Source organism: Devosia sp. Z6_126, from assembly GCF_058133495.1.
Map to the genome: position 1 here is coordinate 1371930 of NZ_JBYUNO010000001.1, position 22663 is coordinate 1394592.

Here is a 22663-nt window from a genome sequence, read left to right on the forward strand (position 1 = left end):
TCACCCCGGCCTTGAGCCAGGGCCCATCTCGAGATTTCTCCCCCGCCGCCAGCTGGTAGTGCCTATGCCCACCACGTCAGGATGGATCCCGGCTCAAGGCCGGGATGACAGCTGTGGGGAGGATGTCTTGATGCCCTGCTCGTCGGCGGGTGCGTATCTTAAGCCAGCGCCGTGCTCCGCCCGGCCAGCCAGCCGCGCAGCGTCTTGTAGGGCGCGAGCAGCAGCAGCGCGAGGATGAGCTTGACCAAAAAGTCGCCGAGGCCCAGCGACACCCAGAGCGGCACTTCGGTCCCGACGCCGAGCAGCGGTGCCCCGAAGCCCAGCGAGCCGTCTTCGCGGCCAAACATCGTGTCGAGCACGGCAAAGGCCGGGCTCATCGCCAGGGTGAAAAAGATCATCGTGTCGAGTGCCGAACTCACCAGCGAGGAGAAAATGGGCGCCTGCCACCAGGCGCCATTGCGCAGGCGATCGAAAATGGAAATGTCGAGAAACTGCGCCAGCAGGAACGCCGTGCCCGAAGCAATGGCGATGCGTGGCGTGGCAAGATAGATCGAGAGGATCACCGCCACTGCAAAGCCGGCGACCACCGCAACCCGCGCCCTGGCCGGGCCAAAGGCGCGGTTGGTGAGGTCGGTGACCAGAAACGCCACTGGATAGGTGAAGGCGCCCCAGGTCAGGATATCGCCCAGATTGACCGAGCCGATCTCGAACCCGACGGGATATTGCACAAGGATATTGGACGCGGCGACAACCGCCACCATGGCGGCCACAGCCGCCAAGAAACGAGCACGCATGGAATGCACCTCAAAAAACCGCTGACCGGCAACAGACCGGGGCAGGGCGCTGTCTACCTGCTCCAGGCCCGCCGTGCCACCCCGAAAAACAGTCGAACTTGATTTCCCCGGCTCTCGCAGTCGACACCCTCCCCCTCGCCGGGAGGGATCAAGGGAGGGGGGCGGTTGGCCCCGGTACGCTGCCTCTTGCACCCCCACCCATCCTCCCCCGTCAAGGGGGAGGTGCGCATCGGGCACTTGGCCAGTCTGTGCCAGCCTCGATCCTTGCGGAGGCGCACCAAAAGCCAAAACAACAACAAAAAACCGCGCCGGGGTTTACCCGACGCGGTTCAAAAATTCAGTTCGGCTCGAAAGCTCAGGCGGCCGCGAGGCTCGCGCGAATTTCCTTCTTGATGCCCAGCGCCAGCGGCGACAGATCGGCATCGGCCTGCTTGAGCAGGAATGCATCAAGCCCACCGCGGTGCTCTACGGTGCGCAGGGCTGCAGCGCAGATGCGCAGCTTGACCGGGCGACCCAGTGCTTCGGACAGCAACGTCACATTGAGCAGATTGGGGAGAAAGCGGCGGCGGGTACGGTTAAGGGCGTGGGAAACATTGTTTCCGGTCATTACGCCCTTGCCGGTCAGTTCACAGCGACGTGCCATTTGATATATCCTGTTTGTGTAAAGGTCCTGCGTGGCGGAACAGTCCGCAACGGGCCTCGATTGTCGGGAAATCTGCGGGTTCTTTAGAGAAAAGGGCCCCCGGCGTCAAGGCAAGCGCGGCTCAACCCGGCGCGAGCGCCTTGCACCTCATCCCCGGGCACGGCAGTTTGCACTCCTGTGTTGATTCGCTGCGCTGCTGGCGCAATGCCTGCTTGGAGAGTTAATCAGCGTGTTTCTGTCTCGCTTCACTCGTGGCCTTGTTGTTGCTGGCCTGTCTGCTGTCCTTTCTATGCCCGCCCTGGCGCAGTCGCAGTCCGTGGATGCCCGCGCCAGCTATGTGCTGACGCTGGGAGGCATCAATATCGCCGCGATGGATGTCGACCTGCTCGATGATGGTGCCCGCTACAGCCTTGATCTCAAGGCCAATGTCGCCGGCCTGGGCTCGCTCGTCGCCAGCGGGACCGCCACCGCCAGTTCAGCCGGCCGCTCGACAAGCCCGCAATTGAGCTCGGACAAGTTCGCGCTGGAGACCCGGGCCAATGGCGAGTTGTTTAATGTCGATGTCTCCTTTGCGCGGGGCGCTGTCGCCGCGTTCAAGGTCAACCCGGCCATCGTCGACAACTATGACCGTATCCCGATCGAGCGCAGCCATCTCGGCGGTGTGGGCGATTTCCTCTCCGCCTTTGTGATCAAGGGCGGCACACTCGACAAAAGCCTGTGCCAGCGACGTACCGGCATCTTCACGGGCGTCGAGCGCTTCGATATTGCGATGACCCCGGCTGGCACCGACGAAGCAACCTCCCCGCGTACCGGCTATCAAGGGCCGGTCGTGCTCTGCAGCGTGCGCTATATTCCCATCTCGGGCCATTTCACCACCTCCGAGATCACCAATTATCTCGCCGAAAACGGCCGCATCGTCATCTGGTACGCCCCCTTGGGCGCCACCGGCTATTTCATTCCTTATCGCGTGCTGCTCGGCACCAATATGGGCGACCTCTCCATGGTCCTCACCGGCATGCGCTTCTAAGCCAAGGCAACGGCACCGCTGCCACTAACCCGGGCCAGCCAGCATCTGGCGCTGGCATGGCTGCACCAACCCTCCCGCACCCCCCCCCCCACTCACCCCGGCCTTGAGCCGGGGCCCATCCCGAAATGCCTCACTGCGCCGCTAGATCGTGGATTGCAGCCACAGCAACCGTGCACAAACCACCACCTCAAGCTGGATCCCGGCTCAAGAGCGGGAGCGACACCGTCTGGTGAGGCGGGACTGGGGGCATGTGCACCGGCTAGTCGCGCAAGCCGCGGCTCCCACCCCTGCAGCTCCACCGCTCACACCCTGCACGGTCCAGTCCCTAGTCCCCTCCCGCTTGCACCGCTGCCCCTGGTAGGCCCCAGCGCTCCCCCACCCCCAGATTGTAAACCCCGGCCTTGAGCCGGGGTCCATCCACGAGATCCTAGACCCCGGGGGAGGTGGTGGAACCCTCACCAAGCCTCTCACCCTGCCGCCCAGTCCCGCCCTGGCACGGTCAACGGTTTTTTCCTTAACAGCTGCTCCCCGCCGGCCTGTCCTAACTGGGCGCAAAGGTAAACAACACTACCCCTCCGCGAAAAACTGCAGCAAGGATCGCGCAACACTCCCCGATTCCCACAGCCGATTAACCGCTCAGCAACACTCGTGAACCGCTTTTCGGTCGTTCAGCATCCTTTTCGCCGGTACCAACGCACTCTTGTGCCCCGCCATCCCCGAGCGTCTATCCCTTGGGGTGAACAAACCGGGATTCGCGCCATTGCTGCGATTCTCCCCCTGTTCGTTCACGCTATGGTTCACACCTTGCGCCGCCAGTCCAAACCCGCCCGAAACGTCCCAGATCGGGACAGCGCCGATTTTCCACCCAATTGTTCTCCAACATTCCATCTCACCAGGCACTTTGCCCCACGTTGTCCCGATCTGGGACAGTCAATGGCGCCAAGGCTTAACGCCGGCTTTCACACGGCCCAGAATGCGCCTGTCCAATAGTTACGGGGATAAGTTTTTCCGCCCGGTCGAGCTTAACGAGCAGGTCACTTCCGCCCCGGTTCAGGACACGTTCATAATCCGTTCATCTTTGTGTACGCTTTGTGGCAACTTGGGCGCCGCCGCCGATCTCACTTGTGGGTCCCGATAAGTTATCCCCACCAGCCCTGGTGTGGAACAAACCCGCATTCCCCCATTCGCGCCGATTCGGGCCCCGTTCGTTCCCGCACTGTTCGAAAGCCGAAAACTAGGCTAGAACCGCGCCCGATCCTGTCCCCGATTGGGACACGCGCCCACCCCTCGCAACCGCCGATGCGAGACCCTACATAGCAGGGCAATGAGCTTTTCATCCTCCTCCTCGCTCAAAGCGATTCTCGGCCCCACCAATACGGGCAAGACCTATTTCGCCATCGAACGCATGCTGGCCCATCCCACCGGGATGATCGGCCTGCCCCTGCGTTTGCTGGCGCGCGAGGTCTATACGCGCGTGGTCGAACGGGTTGGCGTTCAGTCCGTCGCGTTGGTCACGGGGGAGGAGCGCATCGTTCCCGCCAAGCCGCGCTTCTGGGTTTGCACCGTCGAGGCCATGCCCACCGATATCCGGGTGGATTGTGTTGCCATCGACGAAATCCAGACCGCGATCGACTTCGACCGCGGCCATGTGTTCACCGATCGCATCCTCAATGCCCGGGGCACCCATGAAACGCTGCTGCTGGGTGCCGCCACCATGGCGCCAGTGATCCGCAAGCTCTTGCCCAATGCCGAGATCATCGACCGCCCACGCTTTTCCCAGCTGACCTATGCCGGCTCCAAGAAGATCTCGCGCCAACCGACGCGCTCCGCCATTGTCGCCTTCTCGGCCCGACAGGTTTACGCCATCGCCGAATTGATCCGGCGCGAGCGCGGTGGCGCCGCGGTGGTGATGGGTGCGCTGTCCCCGCGCACCCGCAACGCCCAGGTCGACATGTACCAGAATGGCGATGTGGATTTCCTCGTCGCCACCGATGCCATCGGCATGGGCCTCAATCTCGATATCCACCATGTCGCCTTTGCCGACGACACCAAATTCGATGGTCACCAGAGCCGCCCGCTGACCGCCGCCGAGCTCGGTCAGATCGCCGGCCGGGCCGGTCGCCACGCCCGCAATGGCACCTTCGGCGTCACCGGCGGCACCGAGCCATTTGAGGAAGAAATGATCGTTGCGCTCGAAACGCACGACTTCGACCCCATCAAAGTGCTGCAATGGCGCAACAATCGGCTGGATTTCTCATCGATCGCCGCGCTCCGGGATAGCCTCGAAATGGCCCCCGAGCACCGCAGCCTCACCCGGGTACCGGTCGCGACCGACCAGCATGCGCTTGAGTTCGTCGCCCGCAACGAGGCGGGGCAGTTGGCGCGAGGGCTCGATGGGGCCCGGCTGCTGTGGGAGTGCTGCCAAATCCCGGATTACCAAGGGATTTCTCCGGCGGCGCATGGGGAAATCGTCACGCGGATCTATTCGGACCTGATGCGCCGCGGCGCCGTCAACGCCGATTGGCTGGCCGAACAGGTCCGGTTTTGCGACAATGCCAGCGGCGATATCGACACGCTTTCCAACCGCATCAAGCAGATCCGGACCTGGACCTTTGTCGCGAACCGCAAAAACTGGCTTGCAGACCCGGCTCATTGGCGCGAAAAGACCCGTGATATCGAAGATCGGCTGAGCGACGCTCTCCATGAGCGTTTGACCCAGCGGTTCGTCGACCGCCGCACTAGCGTGCTGCTCCGCCATCTGAAAGACAAACGCATGGTATCTCCCGAGATCAATGACCGAGGCGAAGTGCGCCTTGAAGGCCACCTGATCGGCACCCTGGAAGGCTTCCGCTTTACCCTGGCGCGCAATGACGGGGATGTTGACGCCAAGGGCCTGCGGGCCGCGGCGGATCACGCCGTGGCGCCCGAAATTCGTAATCGTGCCGATCGGCTTGCGGGCGCGCCAAACGAGGAAATCGTGCTGGCCACGGATGGCCGGCTGCGCTGGAAGGGCGATCTAGTCGCCGAATTGCTCGAAGGCGACAGCCTGCTGCGCCCCCGCATCTTGCTGCTGGCCGATGAAACATTGACCGGCCCCGATCTCGAGCGTGTGCAGGATCGGCTCAACCTTTGGCTGCGTCACCACATCAATACCGTGCTTGAAGGCGTAATGGCGCTTGAAGCGCCCCCCGATCTTGAAGGCGCCGCCCGCGGCATTGCCTTCCAGCTGTTCGAAAATCTCGGCATCCTGCCCCGCTCCGCCGTAAGCGACGAGGTCAAGGGGCTGGACCAGGACGTGCGCGGCAAGCTGCGCAAGCTGGGCATCAAGTTTGGTGCTTATCACCTTTACCTGCCGCTTTCGCTAAAGCCTGCTCCACGGGAGCTGGCGCTGATCCTTTATGCGCTCAAGCATGGCGGCGTTAGGCAGCCGGGCGTTTCGGACATCCCGCATATCGTGCTGTCGGGACGCACCTCGTTCCTGGTGGATCCGGAAGTCGATACGCGCCTGTACGAGGTTGCGGGTTTCAAGGTCGCGGGCAAGCGCGCAGTTCGTATCGACATCCTCGAGCGGCTTGCCGACATCATCCGCCCGTTGATCGCGATCGACCCCGGCCATTACCAGGGTGAAGTTCCTGTCGGCGCGGCGGAAGGCAATGGCTTCCGCGTGACCGTCGAAATGACCTCGCTGCTGGGTTGTTCGGGCGAGGACTTTGCCTCGATCCTGCAGTCGCTTGGTTATCGCCTGCGCCGGACGCTCAAGCCGGTCGCGGCTCCAGAAGCAGCGGCTACGGAAAGCGCAACGCCAGCCGAGGCCAGCGCGGAAGCGCCGGCCCTCGAGCAGACACTGGCCGACAATCCCAGCGAAGTGGAACCTAGCGGGGAGTCGTCCGAACCTGCCGTTGAGCTCGTGCCCGAGCCCCTGGCGCTCGACATTCCTGATACCACCATCATCGAGGCCACGGCACCGGTGGGCGACGAAATTGCCGCCCCCATCGCTGAAGCGGCAAACACCGAAAATGCCGCTCCTGCCGAGCCTGAATGGGATGAAGTCTGGTTCCCCGGCGGCAAGCGCCCCGATAACCGCCGCCAGCAAGGTGGCCGCCGCGGTGGTGCCGAAGGTGGGGAAGCGGAGAGCCGGCCACGTCAGGATCGTCAGCGTCAACCGTCCCGACGCCGCCCCGAAGGGGAAGTCCAGGATCTGTCCAAGCGTCGTCCAGTGGGCGAAGTGCAGGACTTGTCCAAGGCCCAGCATCTCAAGCCAAAACCCGAAGGCAGGCGCTTTGACAAGCCGCGCAGCGATGCGCCACGCGTTGACAAGCCCGTGCGCGAAAAGCGCGAGGTTGCCTTTGATCCCGACAGTCCCTTCGCAGCGCTGGCGGCGTTGCGCAACAAGAAGGACTAGCGCTTGGCCGGGCCGATCGAGCCAGCCGTCCGCAAGGAGCGGCTCGATAAGTTCCTGTTTTTTGCGCGCGCCCTCAAGTCGCGCACCCTCGCGCAGAAAACCATCGAGGCGGGCGCCGTCCGGGTCAATTCCGAGCGCACCTTGAGCAGTGATCACCGGGTGGGCGCGGGTGACGTTTTGACCATGACCCTGCATGGCCGCATCGTGATCTGGAAGATTCTTGATGTGGGTGAGCGGCGGGGGCCGGCCAGCGAAGCTGCCGGGCTTTACCAAGACCTGTCGCCTCCCCCGTTGCCGCAGGAGGCACTATCGCCCTTCGAGCGGGCGGTGGGGGAGCGAGTGGCGGGCTCGGGGCGACCCACCAAGAAAGAACGTCGCGACACCGATCGGCTGATCGAGGACCCCGACGAGTAAAAGGAACAGCTTTGCGCGCTGACCTTGGAAGCGGCAATCGGCTGCTCTCCTCCAACCTTGCGGTGTGGGGAAAAAGCGTTTAGCACCGGCGCAACGCCTGCCGGCGATCTCCGTTGACCCTTGTGTCCGCTCCGAAAAGCCCGCCTCCATGACCTATATCGTCACTGACAACTGCATTAAGTGCAAATATACCGACTGCGTCGAAGTGTGTCCGGTGGACTGCTTCTATGAGGGCGAGAACATGCTCGTCATCCATCCCGACGAGTGCATTGATTGCGGCGTGTGCGAGCCGGAATGTCCCGCAGAAGCCATCAAGCCGGACACTGAAAGTGGTTTGGACGCCTGGCTCGAGATCAACACCAAATTCTCTGCAATCTGGCCGAACCTCTCGGAACGCCGCGATCCGCCTGCGGATGCCAAGCAGCACGACGGTGAAGCTGGCAAGTTCGAGAAGTACTTCTCCGAAGCGCCCGGCGAAGGCGACTGACGGTCCCCAACCCTCGGCCACATGGTAATCGGCAAAGCAATGCGGCTTAGTTGCCGCACTGATTCGTTCTTTTTGATTTTGCCGAATTTTTGTGCTAGGGTGTTGCTTGTCTGCAGTTGAGCTCATCTTCAACCGTGCCCGCGGGCACGACTTCTGGCTACATCGCTAGAGGCATGGCGTTCCGGCAAAGCGGACCGGAACGATCGTGGAGCTCGACTGCTGCAGCGCCTGCGCCGCGGGCAAGCAGAGTTAATGTGGACGGTCCTTCCCGCCGGGAACTGTCCACTGGGGCGTCAACAAGGAGTTCCACCATATGGTAGCCAAGAAGTCACAGCAGCGGCTGGGGTTCAAGACCGGCGAGTATGTCGTTTATCCCGCACATGGCGTCGGCATGATCGTGTCGATCGAAGAACAAGAAGTTGCTGGTCTCACTCTCGAGTTGTTCGTCATCAGCTTCGAGCAGGACAAGCTTACCTTGCGCGTTCCCGTAGCCAAGATCAAGTCCGTCGGCATGCGCAAGCTGGCCGAAGAGGACATGGTCAATCAGGCCCTTCATACCGTAACCGGCCGGGCCCGTGTCAAGCGCACCATGTGGTCGCGTCGCGCCCAGGAATATGAAGCCAAGATCAATTCGGGTGATCTGATCGCCATTTCCGAAGTGGTACGCGACCTTTATCGCTCCGAAGAACAGCCCGAGCAGAGCTATTCGGAACGCCAGCTGTTTGAACAGGCCATGGATCGCATGAGCCGTGAAATCAGTGCCGTGAACCGCCTGACACTGACCGAAGCGGTGCAGCTGATCGAAAAGAATCTTGCCAAGTCGCCCAAGCGCACTAAGGCCGACGCTGCTGATGCAGGCGACGCGGCCGACGCGAGCGACGAGGAAGCTGCCGCGTAATCCGCCGCAGCGTTGGAGTTGAAAGGGTCGGCGCCAGCGCCGGCCCTTTTTGTTTAGGCAGCTATTTTCCTCCGGCGAGGACGTCGCGGAGCTTGGTCGTCGCACTGCCGGGTTTGAGCGGCTGTTGCTGGGACGCGTGCGGAGCCCAACCGGAAAGCCAGATGATTTCAAGCGTCGCCCGGATCCGGCCGTCCGGGTCGGCATCACGGCTGGCATAAGCTTCGGCCGCTGCAGCCAAAAGGGTTCTGGTGGCGGGCAGGCGGGAGCGATCGGCAAGGGGGTTGCTGGCACCAAGGCTCTTGAGCTCGGCCATCAGGGCCAAGGCATGGGGGTAGCGCACAATGTGGGTTTCCACATCGGCGACGGGCAAGGCCAGCCCGGCCCGCTGCAACAATGCTCCGGCATCACGCACCTGGACGAACGGCGCTACTCGGGCAGAGGCGCCGCCCTGCACGCTGGCGTCAGCCGACAAAAAGGCTTCGCGCAACTCGGTCAGGGTTTCCCCGCCCAGCGCGGCAGCCAGCAGCAAGCCATCGGGCGCCAGCTTGGCCCGCAGGCGCGCAAGATAGCCAGGCACGTCGTTGACGCATTGCAGATGCAGCAGTGAAACGATCAGGTCGTAGTTGTCCCCCTCTATTTCGGGCAACTCTCCGGCTGATGTGAAAGCAGGCAAGCGCTGGAAGGAAAAACTGCCTTGCCCGCTTTGCCCGAACGCCGGGAGCTTGTCAGGATCTGGACCGATGATGAGGGCCCGGCTGAACGGGCGCAGCAGTGTCGCCAGGCGATCCTCCAGGTCACCCAGAACCAAGGTGGTGACGAAGTCCGGTTCGGTGCTGTTCCGGCGATCCAGATGCAGACGGATCAGCCCTGGGTCAAAAATCTGCGGAGGCGCTTGCATGGAGGGTCTTGCAGCCGGAGCGGGAAGGGGCACTACTAGCCTATATGGAGAGCCAGGAGCCCAGTGTCAAAAGCCAATGGCTGGCGCGAGGTGCCGTTGCCGGCATGCGTTGGCTCGGCCTTGCCGTGCTGGATCAGCTCTACCCGCCCGTTTGCCTGCGATGCGAGGCGCCAACGGCGCACAGCGATGGCCTTTGTGCAGGATGCTTTGCCCAACTGCGCCCGATCAGCGCGCCGCTTTGCCCGCGGCTCGGAATTCCGTTTGAGTTTTCCCTCGGCGCCGACGCAGTTTCAGCCGAAGCGCTCGCCGACCCCCCACCCTTTGAGCGAGCCCGTGCAGCGGTAGTCTATAACGAGGTGGCGCGCACGCTGGTATCGCGCCTCAAATATGGTGACCGGCCGGAGTTGGCAAAATTCTGCGCGCGGCTGATGGCCAGTGCCGGGCACGAACTCTGGGCGGGGAAGCCAGCAGTGCTGGTGCCGGTGCCGCTGCATCGGCGGCGCCAGCGCGAGCGGCGCTATAATCAATCCGCAGAGCTGGCGCTGCACTTGTCGCGGCTCACCGGCGTTGTAGCTGATCTCAGCCTTGTCAGCCGCATCAAGCCGACGCGCCAACAGGTGGGCCTATCCAGCACTGGGCGGCTGCGCAACGTCCAGGGGGCATTTGCCGTTCATCCAGACCTGCCGGTCCGGCTCGCGGGACGCCGTGTGGTGCTGGTGGACGATGTTTATACCACCGGAGCCACGACCAAAGCGGTAACGCGGGTCTTGCTGCGCGCCGGGGTCGAGCAGGCGGATGTGATCACCTTCGCACGCGTTGTTGTTGGCGAGGAAGAGCCCATATAAGGGTGACAGAAACTATTCTAGGAGCCAGAGCCCATGGCCAAGATTGAAATTTATACCACCCCGACCTGCCCGTATTGCCACGCTGCCAAGTCGCTGCTGCGTGAAAAGGGCGCCGAGTTCACCGAGATCACGGTGCTCGATCCCGACCTGCGCGCCAAGATGACCGAGCGGGCGCATGGCCGCCGGACCGTGCCGCAGATCTTTATCGGGGAAACCCATGTGGGCGGCTATGACGATATGGCCGCGCTCGATCGTCAAGGCGGCCTCGATCCTCTGCTGGCCCAGTGATCATGAAAATTGCCGCCATTCAGATGCAGTCCGGGCTTGACCCGGATGCCAATCTTGCTGCGCTCGAACCGCTTCTGTCCGAGGCGGTTCAGGCCGGTGCGCAATATGCACTGACACCGGAAGTCACGCTGATCTTTCCCGAAAGCCGGGATCAACTGCGTTCAGTGGCTGCGCCCTATGAGGGCCACCCGCAACTGGCACGCGTGGGCGAATTGGCGCGCAAGCACGCCATTCATGTTCATATCGGCTCGCTGCCCATTCCGCTTGAGGATGGACGCTTTGCCAATCGCTCAGTGCTGTTCAGCCCGGATGGCAAGGTGGTGGCGCAATACGACAAGATCCATCTCTTTGACGCCGACATCGCGGGGCTCAATGCCTATCGCGAAAGCGCTACCTACAAGGGGGGCGAGCAGGCGGTGACGGCGCCGCTGGGCGAGTTTACGCTCGGCTTTTCGATCTGCTACGATATGCGCTTTCCCCGGCTCTACAATACGCTGGCCAATGCCGGGGCCAATCTGCTCGCCGTGCCGGCAGCCTTTACGGTGCCAACCGGGCAAGCCCACTGGGAAGTGCTGCTGCGGGCTCGCGCCATCGAAACCGGCTCCTATGTTATTGCCGCCGCGCAAGGTGGACAGCACGAGAATGGACGCGCCACTTACGGGCACTCGATGATCATCGATCCATGGGGCAAGATCCTCGTAGAACTGGCGCATGACCAGCCGGGCGTCGCAGTAGCCGAGATCGCGCTTGAGCAGGTCGAGGACGCGCGCCGCCGCGTTCCGGCGCTGCAGAACGTCCGAGACTTTGTTGTCGGCAGCGGATTGCCCGCGGCCGCTGCTAACCTATATCCTTGAACGAAAGGGCCGCATTTCTGCGGGCCAGGAACCAGCATTGATCCAGTATTCTCTTCAGTGTGAACAGGGCCATCAGTTTGAGGCCTGGTTCAAGAGCGCGGCTGCCTTTGATGAGCAGCAGGAGCGCGGCATTGTCGGCTGCGCCGTTTGTGGATCCACCCAAGTTGCCAAAGCGCTGATGGCGCCCGCGGTGTCCCGTGCGGGCAGCGACAAAGTCGCGGTGTCGAGCATGCACCCCGATATTGTGCGCTTCAGGGAGATGCTGCGCCAGTTCCGGCAAAAGGTGACGAGCGAAGCCGACTATGTGGGCGATCGCTTTGCCGAGGAAGCGCGCAAGATTCACTTCGAGGAAGTCGAGCCGCGCGGGATCTATGGCGAGGCGACGCGCGAGGAAGTCATCAGCCTGCATGAAGAGGGTATCGAGTTCATGCCGTTGCCCGAGTTGCCCGAAAAACAGAACTAGGTCACGCCTCGCTGCGTTGTCGATCAGCCGCAAGAATTCCGGCGCCATTCCGGCGCAGCGACAACGGAGATCACAACATGACTACACTCGACGCAGCCCAATCGGGCAGCTTTGCCATTGGCGGAGACCTCGAGGTCAATCGCTTGGGCTTTGGCGCCATGCGCATCACCGGCAAGGGGATCTGGGGCCCGCCCGAGGATCCGCAGGAGGCAAAGGCAACCTTGCGGCGACTGCCCGAGATCGGCGTCAACTTCATCGATACGGCCGAAAGCTACGGACCCTATATCAGCGAAGAGCTGATCGGAGAGGTGCTGGCGCCCTATGACAAGGGTACGATCGTAGCGACCAAGAGCGGCTTGACCCGCACCGGCCCAGATGTCTGGCCGCCACTCGGCCGGCCTGAGTTCTTGCGACAGGGCGCGATTTTGAGCCTGCGCCGCCTGAAGATTGAGGTCATCGATCTGTGGCAGTTGCACCGCATTGACGCCAAGGTCCCCAGCGCCGACCAATTCGGCGAGATCGCCAAGCTGCAACAGGAAGGCATCATCCGGCATGCCGGCTTGAGCGAAGTCAGCGTGGCGCAGATCAAGGAAGCCCAGCAGTACTTCAACGTCGCGACAGTCCAGAACCACTACAACTTCGCCAACCGGCAGAGTGAGGAGGTACTGGAATATTGCGAAGCCAACGGCATCGGCTTTATCCCTTGGTACCCCCTGGCGGGCGGCAAGCTTGTTGAGGGCAATCCGCAGACCCGCGCGATCATTGAAAAGCATGGCGCCTCCGCCAGCCAGATTGCTTTGGCCTGGCTGTTGAAGCGCTCGCCGGTGATGCTGCCCATTCCGGGCACCGGCAAGGTCAAGCATCTCGAGGATAATGTAGCCGCCGCGTCGATCCAGCTCAGCGACGAGGATTACGCCACCCTCGACGCGGTGGGCCAAGGCAAGTAGCGCTCGCGCCGCTGTCGCATTCAAGCCTTCGCTCCCACAAGGGGCGGGGGCTTTTTGCTGTCGATGTGGGGGAATTAAGCGGTTCGATGGGGAGGGTGGAATCCCCGCCATCGAACCTGACCAAACAGCCCTCTTGGCAGAAGACTGGATGGCTGAGGGGGTGTTAGCACCGGGGGCGCAGCCTTGTCACCCTAAATTCATGATCCCGGCGGCGCTGGGTCGAAATCCACGGGCGCGATAGAAGGCCTTGAGGTGGGGCTCGAAATCGACATGAAGCCATTCGGCCCCACGATCTTTGGCGAGGGCGATTGCCTGCCGCATCAATTCGCTGCCGATGCCGAGGCGTTGAACATCAGGATCGGTACAAAGATCGAGGATAAACGCGTGAATGCCGCCATCCCAGGCGATGTTGACAAAGCCGATGAGCCGATCTTGCTCGAAAGCGCCGAGATGGCCGAGGCTGCGTTGCAGGATCGGCGCGAAAGGCCGTGTGGGCGGCGCGGACCAGGCGCGCCGCCAGAGCTGATCAAATTCTGCCTCGTTCGGAAAGGGATCGATCCGGTACTGCGGCAAGGCAGGGCGCCTTAGTCCATCAGCTTGTTGATGGCGTCTACGTCCCGGACGGCACCCTTTGAGGCGGAAGTCACGAAGGCCGCATAGGCCTTGAGGGCGGTGGACACTTTACGCTTGCGCGGCTGGGCCGGCCTCCAGCCGAGCTTATCCTGCTCGACGCGGCGGGCCGCCAGTTCGGCATCGCTCACCAGCACATTGACCGTGCGGTTTGGGATGTCGATTTCGATCATGTCGCCTTCGCGAACCAGCCCGATCGCGCCGCCTTCGGCAGCTTCAGGCGAGGCGTGGCCGATGGAGAGCCCCGACGTGCCACCCGAGAAGCGCCCATCGGTCAAGAGGGCGCAGGCTTTGCCGAGCCCCTTGGACTTGAGATAGCTCGTTGGGTAGAGCATTTCCTGCATGCCCGGGCCGCCACGGGGACCTTCGTAGCGGATGACGATGACGTCACCCTCGCGGATCTCGTTGGACAGGATCGCCTTGACGGTCATGTCCTGGGACTCAAACACCCGGGCCGGACCGGTGAATTTGAGGATGGACTCGTCCACGCCAGCGGTTTTGACGATGCAGCCATCAAGGGCGATATTGCCCTTGAGCACGGCCAGGCCGCCATCCTTGGAGAAGGCGTTTTCTGCCGAGCGGATCACGCCGTTCTGGCGATCAAGATCGAGTTCAGTCCAGCGATTGGCCTGCGAGAAAGCCTGGGTGGTGCGCACGCCGCCCGGTGCGGCCAGGAAGAAGTTGCGCACGGCATCGGAATTGGTGCGCGAGATATCCCATTTGTCGAGCGCATCGCCCATGGTCGCAGCATGCACCGTGGGTTCGCTGCGGTTGATGAGGCCGGCGCGGTCGAGCTGGCCCAGAATGGCGAAGATCCCACCGGCGCGGTGCACGTCTTCCATGTGCACATCGCTCTTGGCCGGCGCCACCTTGGACAGCACCGGCACCTTGCGCGACAAGTTGTCGATGTCGTCCATGGTGAAATCCACGCCTCCCTCATGAGCGGCGGCTAGGATGTGGAGCACGGTATTGGTGGAGCCGCCCATGGCGATGTCGAGCGACATGGCGTTGGCGAAGGCTTCCTTGGTCGCGATCGAGCGGGGCAGCACCGTTTCGTCGTCTTGCTCGTAATAGCGGCGGGCGAGATCGACAATGAGATGGCCCGCTTCCTGGAAGAGGCGCTTGCGGTCCGCATGGGTGGCGAGCGTCGAGCCGTTACCTGGGAGGGACAGACCCAGCGCTTCGGTCAGGCAGTTCATGGAATTGGCCGTGAACATGCCCGAGCAGGAGCCGCAGGTGGGGCAGGCGGCTTCTTCGACGGCCTGTACTTCCTCGTCGCTATAGTGATCGTCGGCAGCCATCACCATGGCGTCGACCAGGTCAAGCGCCTGCAGCTTCCCCTTGAGCATGGCCTTGCCCGCTTCCATCGGCCCGCCCGACACAAAGACCACGGGGATGTTGAGGCGCATGGCGGCATTGAGCATGCCGGGCGTGATCTTGTCGCAATTGGAGATGCAGACCATGGCGTCCGCGCAGTGGGCGTTGACCATGTATTCGACGGAGTCGGCGATGATGTCGCGGCTGGGCAGGGAATACAGCATGCCGTCATGGCCCATGGCGATGCCGTCATCCACCGCGATGGTGTTGAATTCCTTGGCGACGCCGCCGGCTGCCTCGATCTCACGAGCCACCAATTGGCCGAGGTCCTTGAGGTGGACGTGACCGGGCACGAACTGGGTGAAGCTGTTGACAACGGCAATGATGGGCTTGCCGAAGTCGCCATCCTTCATGCCCGTCGCGCGCCAAAGGCCGCGGGCGCCGGCCATGTTGCGGCCATGGGTAGTCGTGCGTGAGCGGTAAGCGGGCATGATCACGGTCCTCGGAAAGCTGCGCCGGCGCGTCTAATCCCGGCGGTTTTCCGCTTCATAGACCCATTCCAAGGCGGGATCAAGGTGAACCGTACCGTACGGTACGCCCCTTGCTGTGGCTGTTGGAGGCGGTGGAGACGCAGCCATGGGCTAGTTGTTGATGCGGGTGATCGCCCAGTAGGTCTCGTCGCAGGACTCGTCAGTGCAGATGTTGGCCATCCACAGCACGCCATCGCCGAACCCGACGCCCTCGCTGGTGACGATCAGATCGGCGTAATCCTGACTGGCGAGAGCGCCGCGGGTATCTTCACTGATCAGCGTATCGAAGTTGTCCACCAGGTCCTCGGGCGCAAAGATGTCGTAGAGTTCGCCATTGGCAGCGATCTCGAACGGGTAGTTAGCCAATTCGGCAAGGGTTTGCGCCGGATCCCCCATCAGAAATGCTTCCTGTAGCGTGGCGAATGCCTCGCCAAAACCTTCTGCATCGCCCTGAATCGTTTCGATCCTCTCGAACACGGCTTTCTCGCTTTGGGCGAAAGCCGGTACGGCCAACAGCAAGGTCAGTGCCAAAGCAGAGAAGGCTGTAGTGGAGCGCATATGAAGCCTTTAGGTGAATTCAGACGATCATCGACCTGCATCTGGCTGCAATGCTAGGCCAGACGCTCGGCAAGGATCATGTAGTTGATGCCCATGTCCCGCGAGCGGCGCCATTCATCGCCGATCGGATGGTAAACCACGCCGGTTTCAGCGGTGACGCGAAGGCCGTTGCGGACCAGCAGGATGCGGATCTCCTCGGGCGTCAGGAATTTCTTCCAGTCATGGGTGCCCCGCGGCAGCCAGCCCAGCACATATTCGGCGCCGAATACGGCAAGCGCAAAAGCGCGCGCGGTGCGATTGATGGTGGCCGTCAGCATCATGCCACCGGGGCGGACCAGGTCGGCGCAGCTCTTCATGTAGAGCGGCACATTGTCGACATGCTCGACCACTTCCATGTTGAGCACCATGTCAAAGCTCTCGCCTTGCGCGGCGAGAGCTTCGCTGGTGGCGGCACGATAATCGATGTCGAGGCCGGATTGCTCGGCATGCAGCCGGGCAATGGCAATGTTGCGCTCGGCAGCATCAATTCCTGTCACCGCGGCGCCCAGCCGCGCTAGGGGCTCGCAAAGAAGACCGCCGCCACAGCCGACATCGAGAATGCGCAGCCCCTCGAAGGGGCGAACAGAGGTGCCATCCCGGCCGAAATGGGAGAGCACGTGCTCGCGGATAAAGCCCAATCGTACCGGATTGAACTTGTGGATGGGCTTGAACTTGCCAGCCGGGTTCCACCATTCCTCGGCCATCGCGGTAAACTTGGCGACCTCGGCATTGTTGATGGTGGTGTCGGTCATGGCTGGCTCCGCTTTGGCGCGCCCATATGGCCTCGGGAAGATGGCGGAGGCAAGACCGGACGCTTCTTGGCGCGTGAGAGACCCGCCTCAGCTTGCCCCCGTTCCAAGGCCTCAGGCGGCCGGGCGGGATGTGCGTAGTTGATTGCTTCGCCCCTTTGTGGCATGTCGGCCCCCGATCAGAAGCGTACCGCCGGGTTCGGCACAGTCTCGGGGATCTCATTGGCCCGCATCGTCGTAAAGTTCGGTGGCACATCAGTTGCCAATGTGGAGCGCATTCGCCAGGCCGCTCGCCACGTCAAGCGTGAGGTGGAAGCCGGCAACCAGGTTTGCGTTGTCGTATCGGCTATGTCGGGCAAGACCAATGAACTGGTGGGCTGGGTCAGCGAGGCCTCGAAACTCCACGATGCGCGTGAATATGATGCCGTCGTGGCCTCGGGCGAGCAGGTGACCGCAGGGTTGATGGCCATCGTGCTCGCGGAAATGGGCATTCCCTCACGCTCATTTGCTGGCTGGCAGGTGCCGATCCAGACTGATGACGCGCATGGCGCTGCCCGCATTGTAGGTATCGACCCAACGCGCCTCGAGTCCTATCTGGCCGACGGGGTCGTGCCGGTGATCACCGGCTTCCAGGGTATTTCCCCGCGCGGCCGGATTACGACACTTGGGCGGGGTGGCTCGGATACGAGTGCGGTTGCCGTAGCTGCTGCGGTGAAAGCCGATCGCTGTGATATCTATACCGATGTGGACGGTGTTTACACGACCGATCCACGCATCGTGCCCAAAGCGCAGCGCCTGTCCAAGATCTCGTTTGAAGAGATGCTGGAGATGGCCTCGCTCGGCGCCAAGGTGTTGATGATCCGCTCGGTCGAGATGGCCATGGCGCACAAGGTGCCGCTCCTGGTCCGCTCCACTTTCGATGACCCCGATGCGCCCCAGCTGGCGCCCGATGGCACGCCGGGGGTGCCAGGCACGCTTGTTTGCGATGAGGATGAGATAGTGGAAAAGCAGATCGTTTCGGGCGTGACGCTCGCCAAGGCCGAAGCCAAGATTACCCTGCGCGATGTCAAGGATCATCCGGGCGTGGCCGCGGCCATTTTCGGCGCCCTGGCCGATGCGGGGATTGTCGTCGACATGATCGTCCAAAATATCTCGGATGATGGCGCGACCACCGACATCACCTTCACCGTTCCTGACAGCGAATATGACAAGGCGCTCAAGACTCTGGAAAACGCCGGCGAGCGGATCGCCTATGCCAAGGTTTCTGGCTCCAAGGGCAGCGCCAAGATCTCGGTGATCGGAGTTGGCATGCGTTCCCATGCGGGGGTGGCTTCGTCGATGTTCAAGGCCCTGGCTGACAAGGGCATCAACATCCAGCTGATCACCACATCGGAAATCAAGACCTCGGTGTTGATCGACGAGCAATATGCCGAGCTTGCGGTTCGGGCGCTCCATACGTATTACGGATTGGATAAGAAGGACGCCTGAGGCCACGGAGGAGGCCTTGGCCGCTCCTGCACAAGAGGGGCGGCTTGGGCCGTCGGGCTGATATGGGCAATTCGATTGGCGGGCCACGCGTGCTGCTGCGGCAACTGCGCGCCTGCATGGCCGAGCCGCTCGGCAGCCAGGAGCGCCTCGACAAGATTGTTTCCCTGATCGCCGAAAACATGCGGGCCGATGTGTGCTCGTTCTATGTTTTGCGCGACGACGGCGCGCTCGAGCTGTTTGCCACCAAGGGACTGGCACCCGAATCGGTCCACATGACCACGCTTCGACTTGGGGAAGGCCTCGTAGGGTTGATTGCGGCCCAGGCCGAGCCGCTTAGCCTCGATGACGCTCCCAGTCACCCCGGCTTTGCTTATCGCCCGGAGACCGGGGAAGATCCCTATTATGCGTTTTTGGGCGTTCCCGTGCTCCGGGCGGGCCAGACCTTGGGGGTGCTGGTCGTTCAGAATGCTGAGCGCCGCCACTACGGCGAAGACGAAACCGAAGCCATGCTCACCACGGCCACGATCCTGGCCGAAATGATTGCTACTTCCGATTTCGACAATCTGATCAAGCCAGGATCGGATATCGATCTGAGGCGGCCGCGCATGTTCACCGGAGTGAGTCTGACCGAAGGGGTGGCCCTAGGAACCGTGGTGTTGCACGACCCACGGGTGGTCGTGACCAACTTCATCGCCGAAGACACCGAGCAGGAGCAGCGGCGCCTCGAGCATGCGCTTGAGCAGATGCGCGTTTCGATCGATGCGATGCTCGATCATGGCGACATGCAGCCGAGTTCGGATCATCGCGAAATTCTCGAAACCTACCGCATGTTCGCCAATGACCGCGGCTGGGTGCATCGTTTGTCCGAAGCCATCGACAATGGCCTGTCGGCCGAGGCGGCGGTGGAGCGGGTGCAGAATGATACCCGCGCGCGGATGATGCGCCAGACCGATCCCTATATCCGCGATCGGCTGCATGACCTCGACGATCTGGCCAACCGCTTGCTGCGGGTGCTGACCGGCGATGGACCCGCGATGGGGGGCAAGGAGTTGCCCGACAATGCCATCCTGGTTGCGCGCAATATGGGTCCGGCCGAGCTGCTGGAATATGACCGCACCAAGTTGCGGGGCCTTGTGCTCGAAGAGGGCGGCGCTACCGCCCATGTGGCAATTGTCGCCCGCTCGCTAGGGATGGTGGCGGTTGGGCAGGCGCAATCGATCGTGTCCATGTGTGAAACGGGCGATGACATCATCATCGATGGCCCAGCTGGCGCTGTGTATCTCCGGCCCACGCCCGATATCGAGCAGGCCTATATCGACAAGGTTCGGGTGTCGGCTCGCCGACGCGCCCATTATGCCGCGCTACGCGACAAGCCCTCGATTACGAAGGATGGCGTTGAGATCACCCTTTTGCACAATTCGGGGCTGGTGGCTGACCTGCCGATGCTCGATGAGACCGGCGCTGCCGGGGTAGGGCTGTTCCGGACCGAGCTGCAATTCATGATCGCGTCCAAGCTGCCGCGATTGCACGAGCAGGTGGAGCTTTATTCGCAGGCCATGGCGATTGCCGGCGAGCGGCCGGTGGTGTTCCGGCTCCTCGATATCGGGGGCGACAAGGTCATTCCCTATATGCGCTCCATGGCCGAGGAAAACCCGGCCATGGGCTATCGCTCGATCCGATTGGGATTGGACCGGCCCGGCTTGCTGCGCACCCAGGTTCGGGCGCTGCTGTTGGCAGCGGATGGGCGGCCGCTCAAGATCTTGGTGCCGATGGTGACCGAGACCTTCGAGTTTCGGCAGGTGCGGCTCGTCGTTCATCGCGAGATTGATCGGCTGCGTCGCGCGGGAAAGCCAACGCCGTCGCGCCTTGAGCTCGGGGCCATGGTTGAGGTGCCCTCCCTGTTGTTCGAACTGGACCAATTGCTCCCCGAGGCCGACTTCGTCTCGATCGGCTCCAATGACCTGGTACAATTTCTGACTGCTTCCGACCGGGGGAATCCCCGTGTCGCCAAGAACTATGATCCTGTCGGGCTGCCGCGGCTGCGGGCGATCCGCACGGTGGTGGACGCGGCCCGTCGGCACAATATTCCGGTGACCATGTGTGGCGAGCTGGCCGGAAAACCGGTGGAAGCGCTGGCTCTTATGGCGATCGGCATGACGCGGCTGTCCATGGGCCCGGCCTCGATCGGGCCGATCAAGGAACTGGTGCTCAATCTTGATCTCAAGCCAATCCGCATGTCGGTTGCGGCAGCCCTAAGTGACGGTGCAGAAGGGATTGTGATCCGCGACCTTATCAAGGAGTGGATCGACAAGCAGAACCTGCCGGTGTAACGGGCAGGTTCTCGCCACTAGCCGCGGATTACCATGCCTTCTCTTCCCCAGGACAAGCTCGACGCGCTCGAAACGCGGTTCCAGTATGTGGAAGCGGCCCTTTCGGGCGGCGCGGGACCGGACGAGTTCGTCAAGTTCTCCAAAGAGCATGCGGAACTCGCGCCCATCGTGGGCGAGATCACCGCCTACAAGAAAGCCCTCAAGGACTTGGCGGAAGCGCGCGAGCTTGCCCAGTCCGGCGACAAGGACATGGCCGAAATGGCCGAGGCCGAGATCGGCCCGCTCGAAGAGCGGATCGAAGAGTTGTTTCAAGCCATCCGAGTTTTGCTGCTGCCCAAGGACGAGGCCGACGAAAAATCCGTCATCCTCGAAATTCGCGGTGGCACCGGGGGCGACGAAGCGGCGCTGTTCGCTGGCGATCTGTTCCGCATGTATGAGCGCTATGCAGCCGGCCACGGGTGGAAGGTGACCATCATGGAAGAAAGCCCGGGGGAAGCGGGCGGCTTCAAGGAAATCATCGCCAATGTCAGTGGCAAGGGCGTTTATGCGCGCATGAAATTCGAAAGCGGCGTGCACCGCGTCCAGCGCGTGCCGGCCACGGAAGGCTCAGGACGCATCCATACGTCGGCCGCTACGGTTGCAGTTCTGCCGGAAGTCGAGGACATCGATATCGATATTCGCGCCGAGGACATCCGCATCGACACGATGCGCGCTTCAGGCGCTGGCGGCCAGCACGTCAACACCACGGACTCGGCGGTTCGCATCACCCATCTGCCCACCGGGCTGGTGGTGACATCGGCCATGAAGAGCCAGCACCAGAACCGGGCGCAGGCCATGATCGTGCTGCGCTCGCGGCTCTACGAAATGCAGCGCGAAGAGCGCGACAGCGCCCGTTCCGCTGAGCGCAAAGGGCAGGTGGGGTCGGGTGACCGCTCCGAGCGCATCCGCACTTATAACTTCCCGCAGGGTCGCGTAACCGATCACCGGATCAACCTGACACTTTACAAGCTAGACAAGATCCTGGCCGGCGAAGCCTTGGACGAGCTGATCGAAGCCTTGATCACCGAGAACCAGGCCGGACAATTGGCAGCGCTCGAGGACAACAGCTGAGCGCCTCCCCGACAGTCGGCACGCTTTGGCGCCAGTGGCGTGACCTCCTGGCTGCTGCAGGGATGGACAACGCGCAAATCGATGCCAAGCTGCTGGTGGGATGGGTACTAAACCTTTCCGCCCTCAACCTCGCGACACGCGAGCGAGAGCCTGTGGCGCCGGAGGATGTTGCGCGCGTTGGGGCTGTGATGGAGCGGCGACTTGCCGGAGAGCCTGTTGGCCGGATCATGGGCGAACGCGAGTTCTATGGCCTCGTTTTCCGTCTCAACCGCGCGACCCTTGAGCCACGGGCCGACACTGAGTTGCTGGTGGATCTGGCGCTTGGGCTTTTGCCCGGGAACGGCACCATATTGGACCTTGGCACCGGAACCGGCTGCATCCCCATTGCCGTACTGCATACCCGGCCTGATGCGAGAGGCACGGCGATTGACCTTAGCCCCGAGGCGCTCGAGGCCGCCCGCAGCAATGCAGAACGACATGGAATGGCTGAGCGGCTTGATCTGCTGCAGGGCTCATGGTTCGAGCCACTGGCGGCAGCCAATCAAAACGGCAGGGGCAAGTTTGACCTCGTTGTATCCAACCCGCCCTATATTGAAACAGCTGAATTAGCCAAGCTCTCGCGCGAAGTACGTGAGCATGACCCTGTTCTGGCATTGGACGGAGGGCATGTCGGCCTGACACCGTACCCGATCCTTGCGGGGGGGGCGCAGGACTGGCTGAACCCGGGCGGTAATTTGCTGCTGGAAATCGGCTCCACTCAGGGAGAAGCCGTCGCTCAAATATTGCGCAGTGCCGGCTATGTTCACGTGGCAGTTCACAAGGATCTGGCCGGGCTTGATCGTGTGGTAAGCGGGCACCATCTAGGTGATGAGGCCAGCACGGCTGTGTGACGGCGCAAATTAGCGCTGGCAAATATGGGGCAAACAGGCTAGCTTATTGGTGTTGTCAGTGG

At 62.3% G+C, this 22663-nt stretch carries 21 protein-coding genes; 14 read left to right on the forward strand and 7 right to left on the reverse strand.

The genetic code is table 11. The features are described from left to right. Nucleotides 1-158: 158 nt before the first annotated feature. Together AC3YOG_RS06690 and rpmB are read right to left on the reverse strand one after the other, a co-directional pair. Nucleotides 159-794: a VUT family protein gene (locus AC3YOG_RS06690; RefSeq protein ID WP_127754582.1), complete on the reverse strand. Its 636-nt coding sequence runs from the start codon at nucleotides 792-794 to the stop codon at nucleotides 159-161. A 355-nt stretch (nucleotides 795-1149) separates the two neighbouring features. Continuing rightward, nucleotides 1150-1437, reverse strand: a complete 288-nt coding sequence (rpmB, locus tag AC3YOG_RS06695; RefSeq protein WP_127754581.1) for a 50S ribosomal protein L28 — start codon at nucleotides 1435-1437, stop codon at nucleotides 1150-1152. Between the two features lie 229 nt (nucleotides 1438-1666). Here rpmB and AC3YOG_RS06700 point away from each other — a divergent pair, with 229 nt between their 5' ends. The 5 genes from AC3YOG_RS06700 to AC3YOG_RS06720 all read left to right on the forward strand — a co-directional run bounded on the left by AC3YOG_RS06700 (nucleotide 1667) and on the right by AC3YOG_RS06720 (nucleotide 8665). Beyond that, the gene (locus AC3YOG_RS06700; RefSeq protein WP_127754580.1) at nucleotides 1667-2464 is read left to right on the forward strand and encodes a DUF3108 domain-containing protein; all 798 of its coding nucleotides are present in this window, start codon (nucleotides 1667-1669) and stop codon (nucleotides 2462-2464) included. A 1324-nt stretch (nucleotides 2465-3788) separates the two neighbouring features. Beyond that, nucleotides 3789-6866, forward strand: a complete 3078-nt coding sequence (locus AC3YOG_RS06705; RefSeq protein WP_489934518.1) for a helicase-related protein — start codon at nucleotides 3789-3791, stop codon at nucleotides 6864-6866. 3 nt (nucleotides 6867-6869) lie between these two features. Further along, a complete protein-coding gene (locus AC3YOG_RS06710; RefSeq protein WP_489934519.1) occupies nucleotides 6870-7280 on the forward strand; it encodes an RNA-binding S4 domain-containing protein in 411 nt (136 codons plus the stop codon). Nucleotides 7281-7428: 148 nt separating this feature from the next. Beyond that, on the forward strand, nucleotides 7429-7767 hold the full coding sequence (fdxA, locus tag AC3YOG_RS06715) for a ferredoxin FdxA (RefSeq protein ID WP_172125747.1): 339 nt from the start codon (nucleotides 7429-7431) through the stop codon (nucleotides 7765-7767). A 313-nt stretch (nucleotides 7768-8080) separates the two neighbouring features. Further along, the gene (locus AC3YOG_RS06720) at nucleotides 8081-8665 is read left to right on the forward strand and encodes a CarD family transcriptional regulator (RefSeq protein ID WP_127754578.1); all 585 of its coding nucleotides are present in this window, start codon (nucleotides 8081-8083) and stop codon (nucleotides 8663-8665) included. A gap of 61 nt (nucleotides 8666-8726) precedes the next feature. Here AC3YOG_RS06720 and AC3YOG_RS06725 read toward each other — a convergent pair whose 3' ends face one another. Continuing rightward, nucleotides 8727-9563 (reverse strand): SAM-dependent methyltransferase, encoded by an 837-nt coding sequence (locus AC3YOG_RS06725; RefSeq protein ID WP_489934520.1) that lies wholly within the window; start codon nucleotides 9561-9563, stop codon nucleotides 8727-8729. A 104-nt stretch (nucleotides 9564-9667) separates the two neighbouring features. On the opposite strand from AC3YOG_RS06725, the gene AC3YOG_RS06730 reads away from it, so the two are divergent. The 5 genes from AC3YOG_RS06730 to AC3YOG_RS06750 all read left to right on the forward strand — a co-directional run bounded on the left by AC3YOG_RS06730 (nucleotide 9668) and on the right by AC3YOG_RS06750 (nucleotide 12960). Further along, the gene (locus AC3YOG_RS06730) at nucleotides 9668-10408 is read left to right on the forward strand and encodes a ComF family protein (RefSeq protein WP_172125749.1); all 741 of its coding nucleotides are present in this window, start codon (nucleotides 9668-9670) and stop codon (nucleotides 10406-10408) included. 33 nt (nucleotides 10409-10441) lie between these two features. Continuing rightward, nucleotides 10442-10696: a glutaredoxin 3 gene (gene grxC, locus AC3YOG_RS06735; RefSeq protein WP_127754576.1), complete on the forward strand. Its 255-nt coding sequence runs from the start codon at nucleotides 10442-10444 to the stop codon at nucleotides 10694-10696. Between the two features lie 2 nt (nucleotides 10697-10698). Beyond that, nucleotides 10699-11550 (forward strand): carbon-nitrogen hydrolase family protein, encoded by an 852-nt coding sequence (locus AC3YOG_RS06740; RefSeq protein ID WP_489934521.1) that lies wholly within the window; start codon nucleotides 10699-10701, stop codon nucleotides 11548-11550. A gap of 37 nt (nucleotides 11551-11587) precedes the next feature. After that, entirely contained in the window at nucleotides 11588-12013 is a 426-nt protein-coding gene (locus AC3YOG_RS06745) for a DUF1178 family protein (protein WP_489889785.1), read from the forward strand. A 77-nt stretch (nucleotides 12014-12090) separates the two neighbouring features. Then, nucleotides 12091-12960, forward strand: a complete 870-nt coding sequence (locus tag AC3YOG_RS06750) for an aldo/keto reductase (protein WP_172125703.1) — start codon at nucleotides 12091-12093, stop codon at nucleotides 12958-12960. Between the two features lie 186 nt (nucleotides 12961-13146). Here the strand turns inward: AC3YOG_RS06750 and AC3YOG_RS06755 are convergent, their stop codons facing one another. From AC3YOG_RS06755 to ubiG, 4 genes are all read right to left on the reverse strand, one after another. Beyond that, nucleotides 13147-13533: a GNAT family N-acetyltransferase gene (locus tag AC3YOG_RS06755; RefSeq protein WP_489934522.1), complete on the reverse strand. Its 387-nt coding sequence runs from the start codon at nucleotides 13531-13533 to the stop codon at nucleotides 13147-13149. An 11-nt stretch (nucleotides 13534-13544) separates the two neighbouring features. Further along, nucleotides 13545-15398 carry a dihydroxy-acid dehydratase gene (ilvD, locus tag AC3YOG_RS06760; RefSeq protein ID WP_127754571.1) on the reverse strand — a complete coding sequence of 618 codons (1854 nt, stop codon included), beginning with the start codon at nucleotides 15396-15398 and terminating at the stop codon, nucleotides 13545-13547. Nucleotides 15399-15548: 150 nt separating this feature from the next. Then, nucleotides 15549-15995, reverse strand: a complete 447-nt coding sequence (locus AC3YOG_RS06765) for a hypothetical protein (protein WP_489934523.1) — start codon at nucleotides 15993-15995, stop codon at nucleotides 15549-15551. Between the two features lie 53 nt (nucleotides 15996-16048). Then, on the reverse strand, nucleotides 16049-16786 hold the full coding sequence (gene ubiG / locus AC3YOG_RS06770; RefSeq protein ID WP_489934524.1) for a bifunctional 2-polyprenyl-6-hydroxyphenol methylase/3-demethylubiquinol 3-O-methyltransferase UbiG: 738 nt from the start codon (nucleotides 16784-16786) through the stop codon (nucleotides 16049-16051). A 219-nt stretch (nucleotides 16787-17005) separates the two neighbouring features. On the opposite strand from ubiG, the gene AC3YOG_RS06775 reads away from it, so the two are divergent. The 4 genes from AC3YOG_RS06775 to prmC all read left to right on the forward strand — a co-directional run bounded on the left by AC3YOG_RS06775 (nucleotide 17006) and on the right by prmC (nucleotide 22601). Further along, on the forward strand, nucleotides 17006-18271 hold the full coding sequence (locus AC3YOG_RS06775) for an aspartate kinase (RefSeq protein WP_127755349.1): 1266 nt from the start codon (nucleotides 17006-17008) through the stop codon (nucleotides 18269-18271). 62 nt (nucleotides 18272-18333) lie between these two features. After that, nucleotides 18334-20601 (forward strand): phosphoenolpyruvate--protein phosphotransferase, encoded by a 2268-nt coding sequence (gene ptsP, locus AC3YOG_RS06780; RefSeq protein ID WP_489934562.1) that lies wholly within the window; start codon nucleotides 18334-18336, stop codon nucleotides 20599-20601. Between the two features lie 33 nt (nucleotides 20602-20634). Further along, nucleotides 20635-21711: a peptide chain release factor 1 gene (prfA, locus tag AC3YOG_RS06785; RefSeq protein ID WP_489934525.1), complete on the forward strand. Its 1077-nt coding sequence runs from the start codon at nucleotides 20635-20637 to the stop codon at nucleotides 21709-21711. After that, nucleotides 21708-22601, forward strand: coding sequence for a peptide chain release factor N(5)-glutamine methyltransferase (prmC, locus tag AC3YOG_RS06790; protein WP_489934563.1), 894 nt, complete (start codon nucleotides 21708-21710; stop codon nucleotides 22599-22601). Before prfA ends, prmC begins: the two co-directional genes overlap by 4 nt. Nucleotides 22602-22663 lie beyond the last annotated feature (62 nt).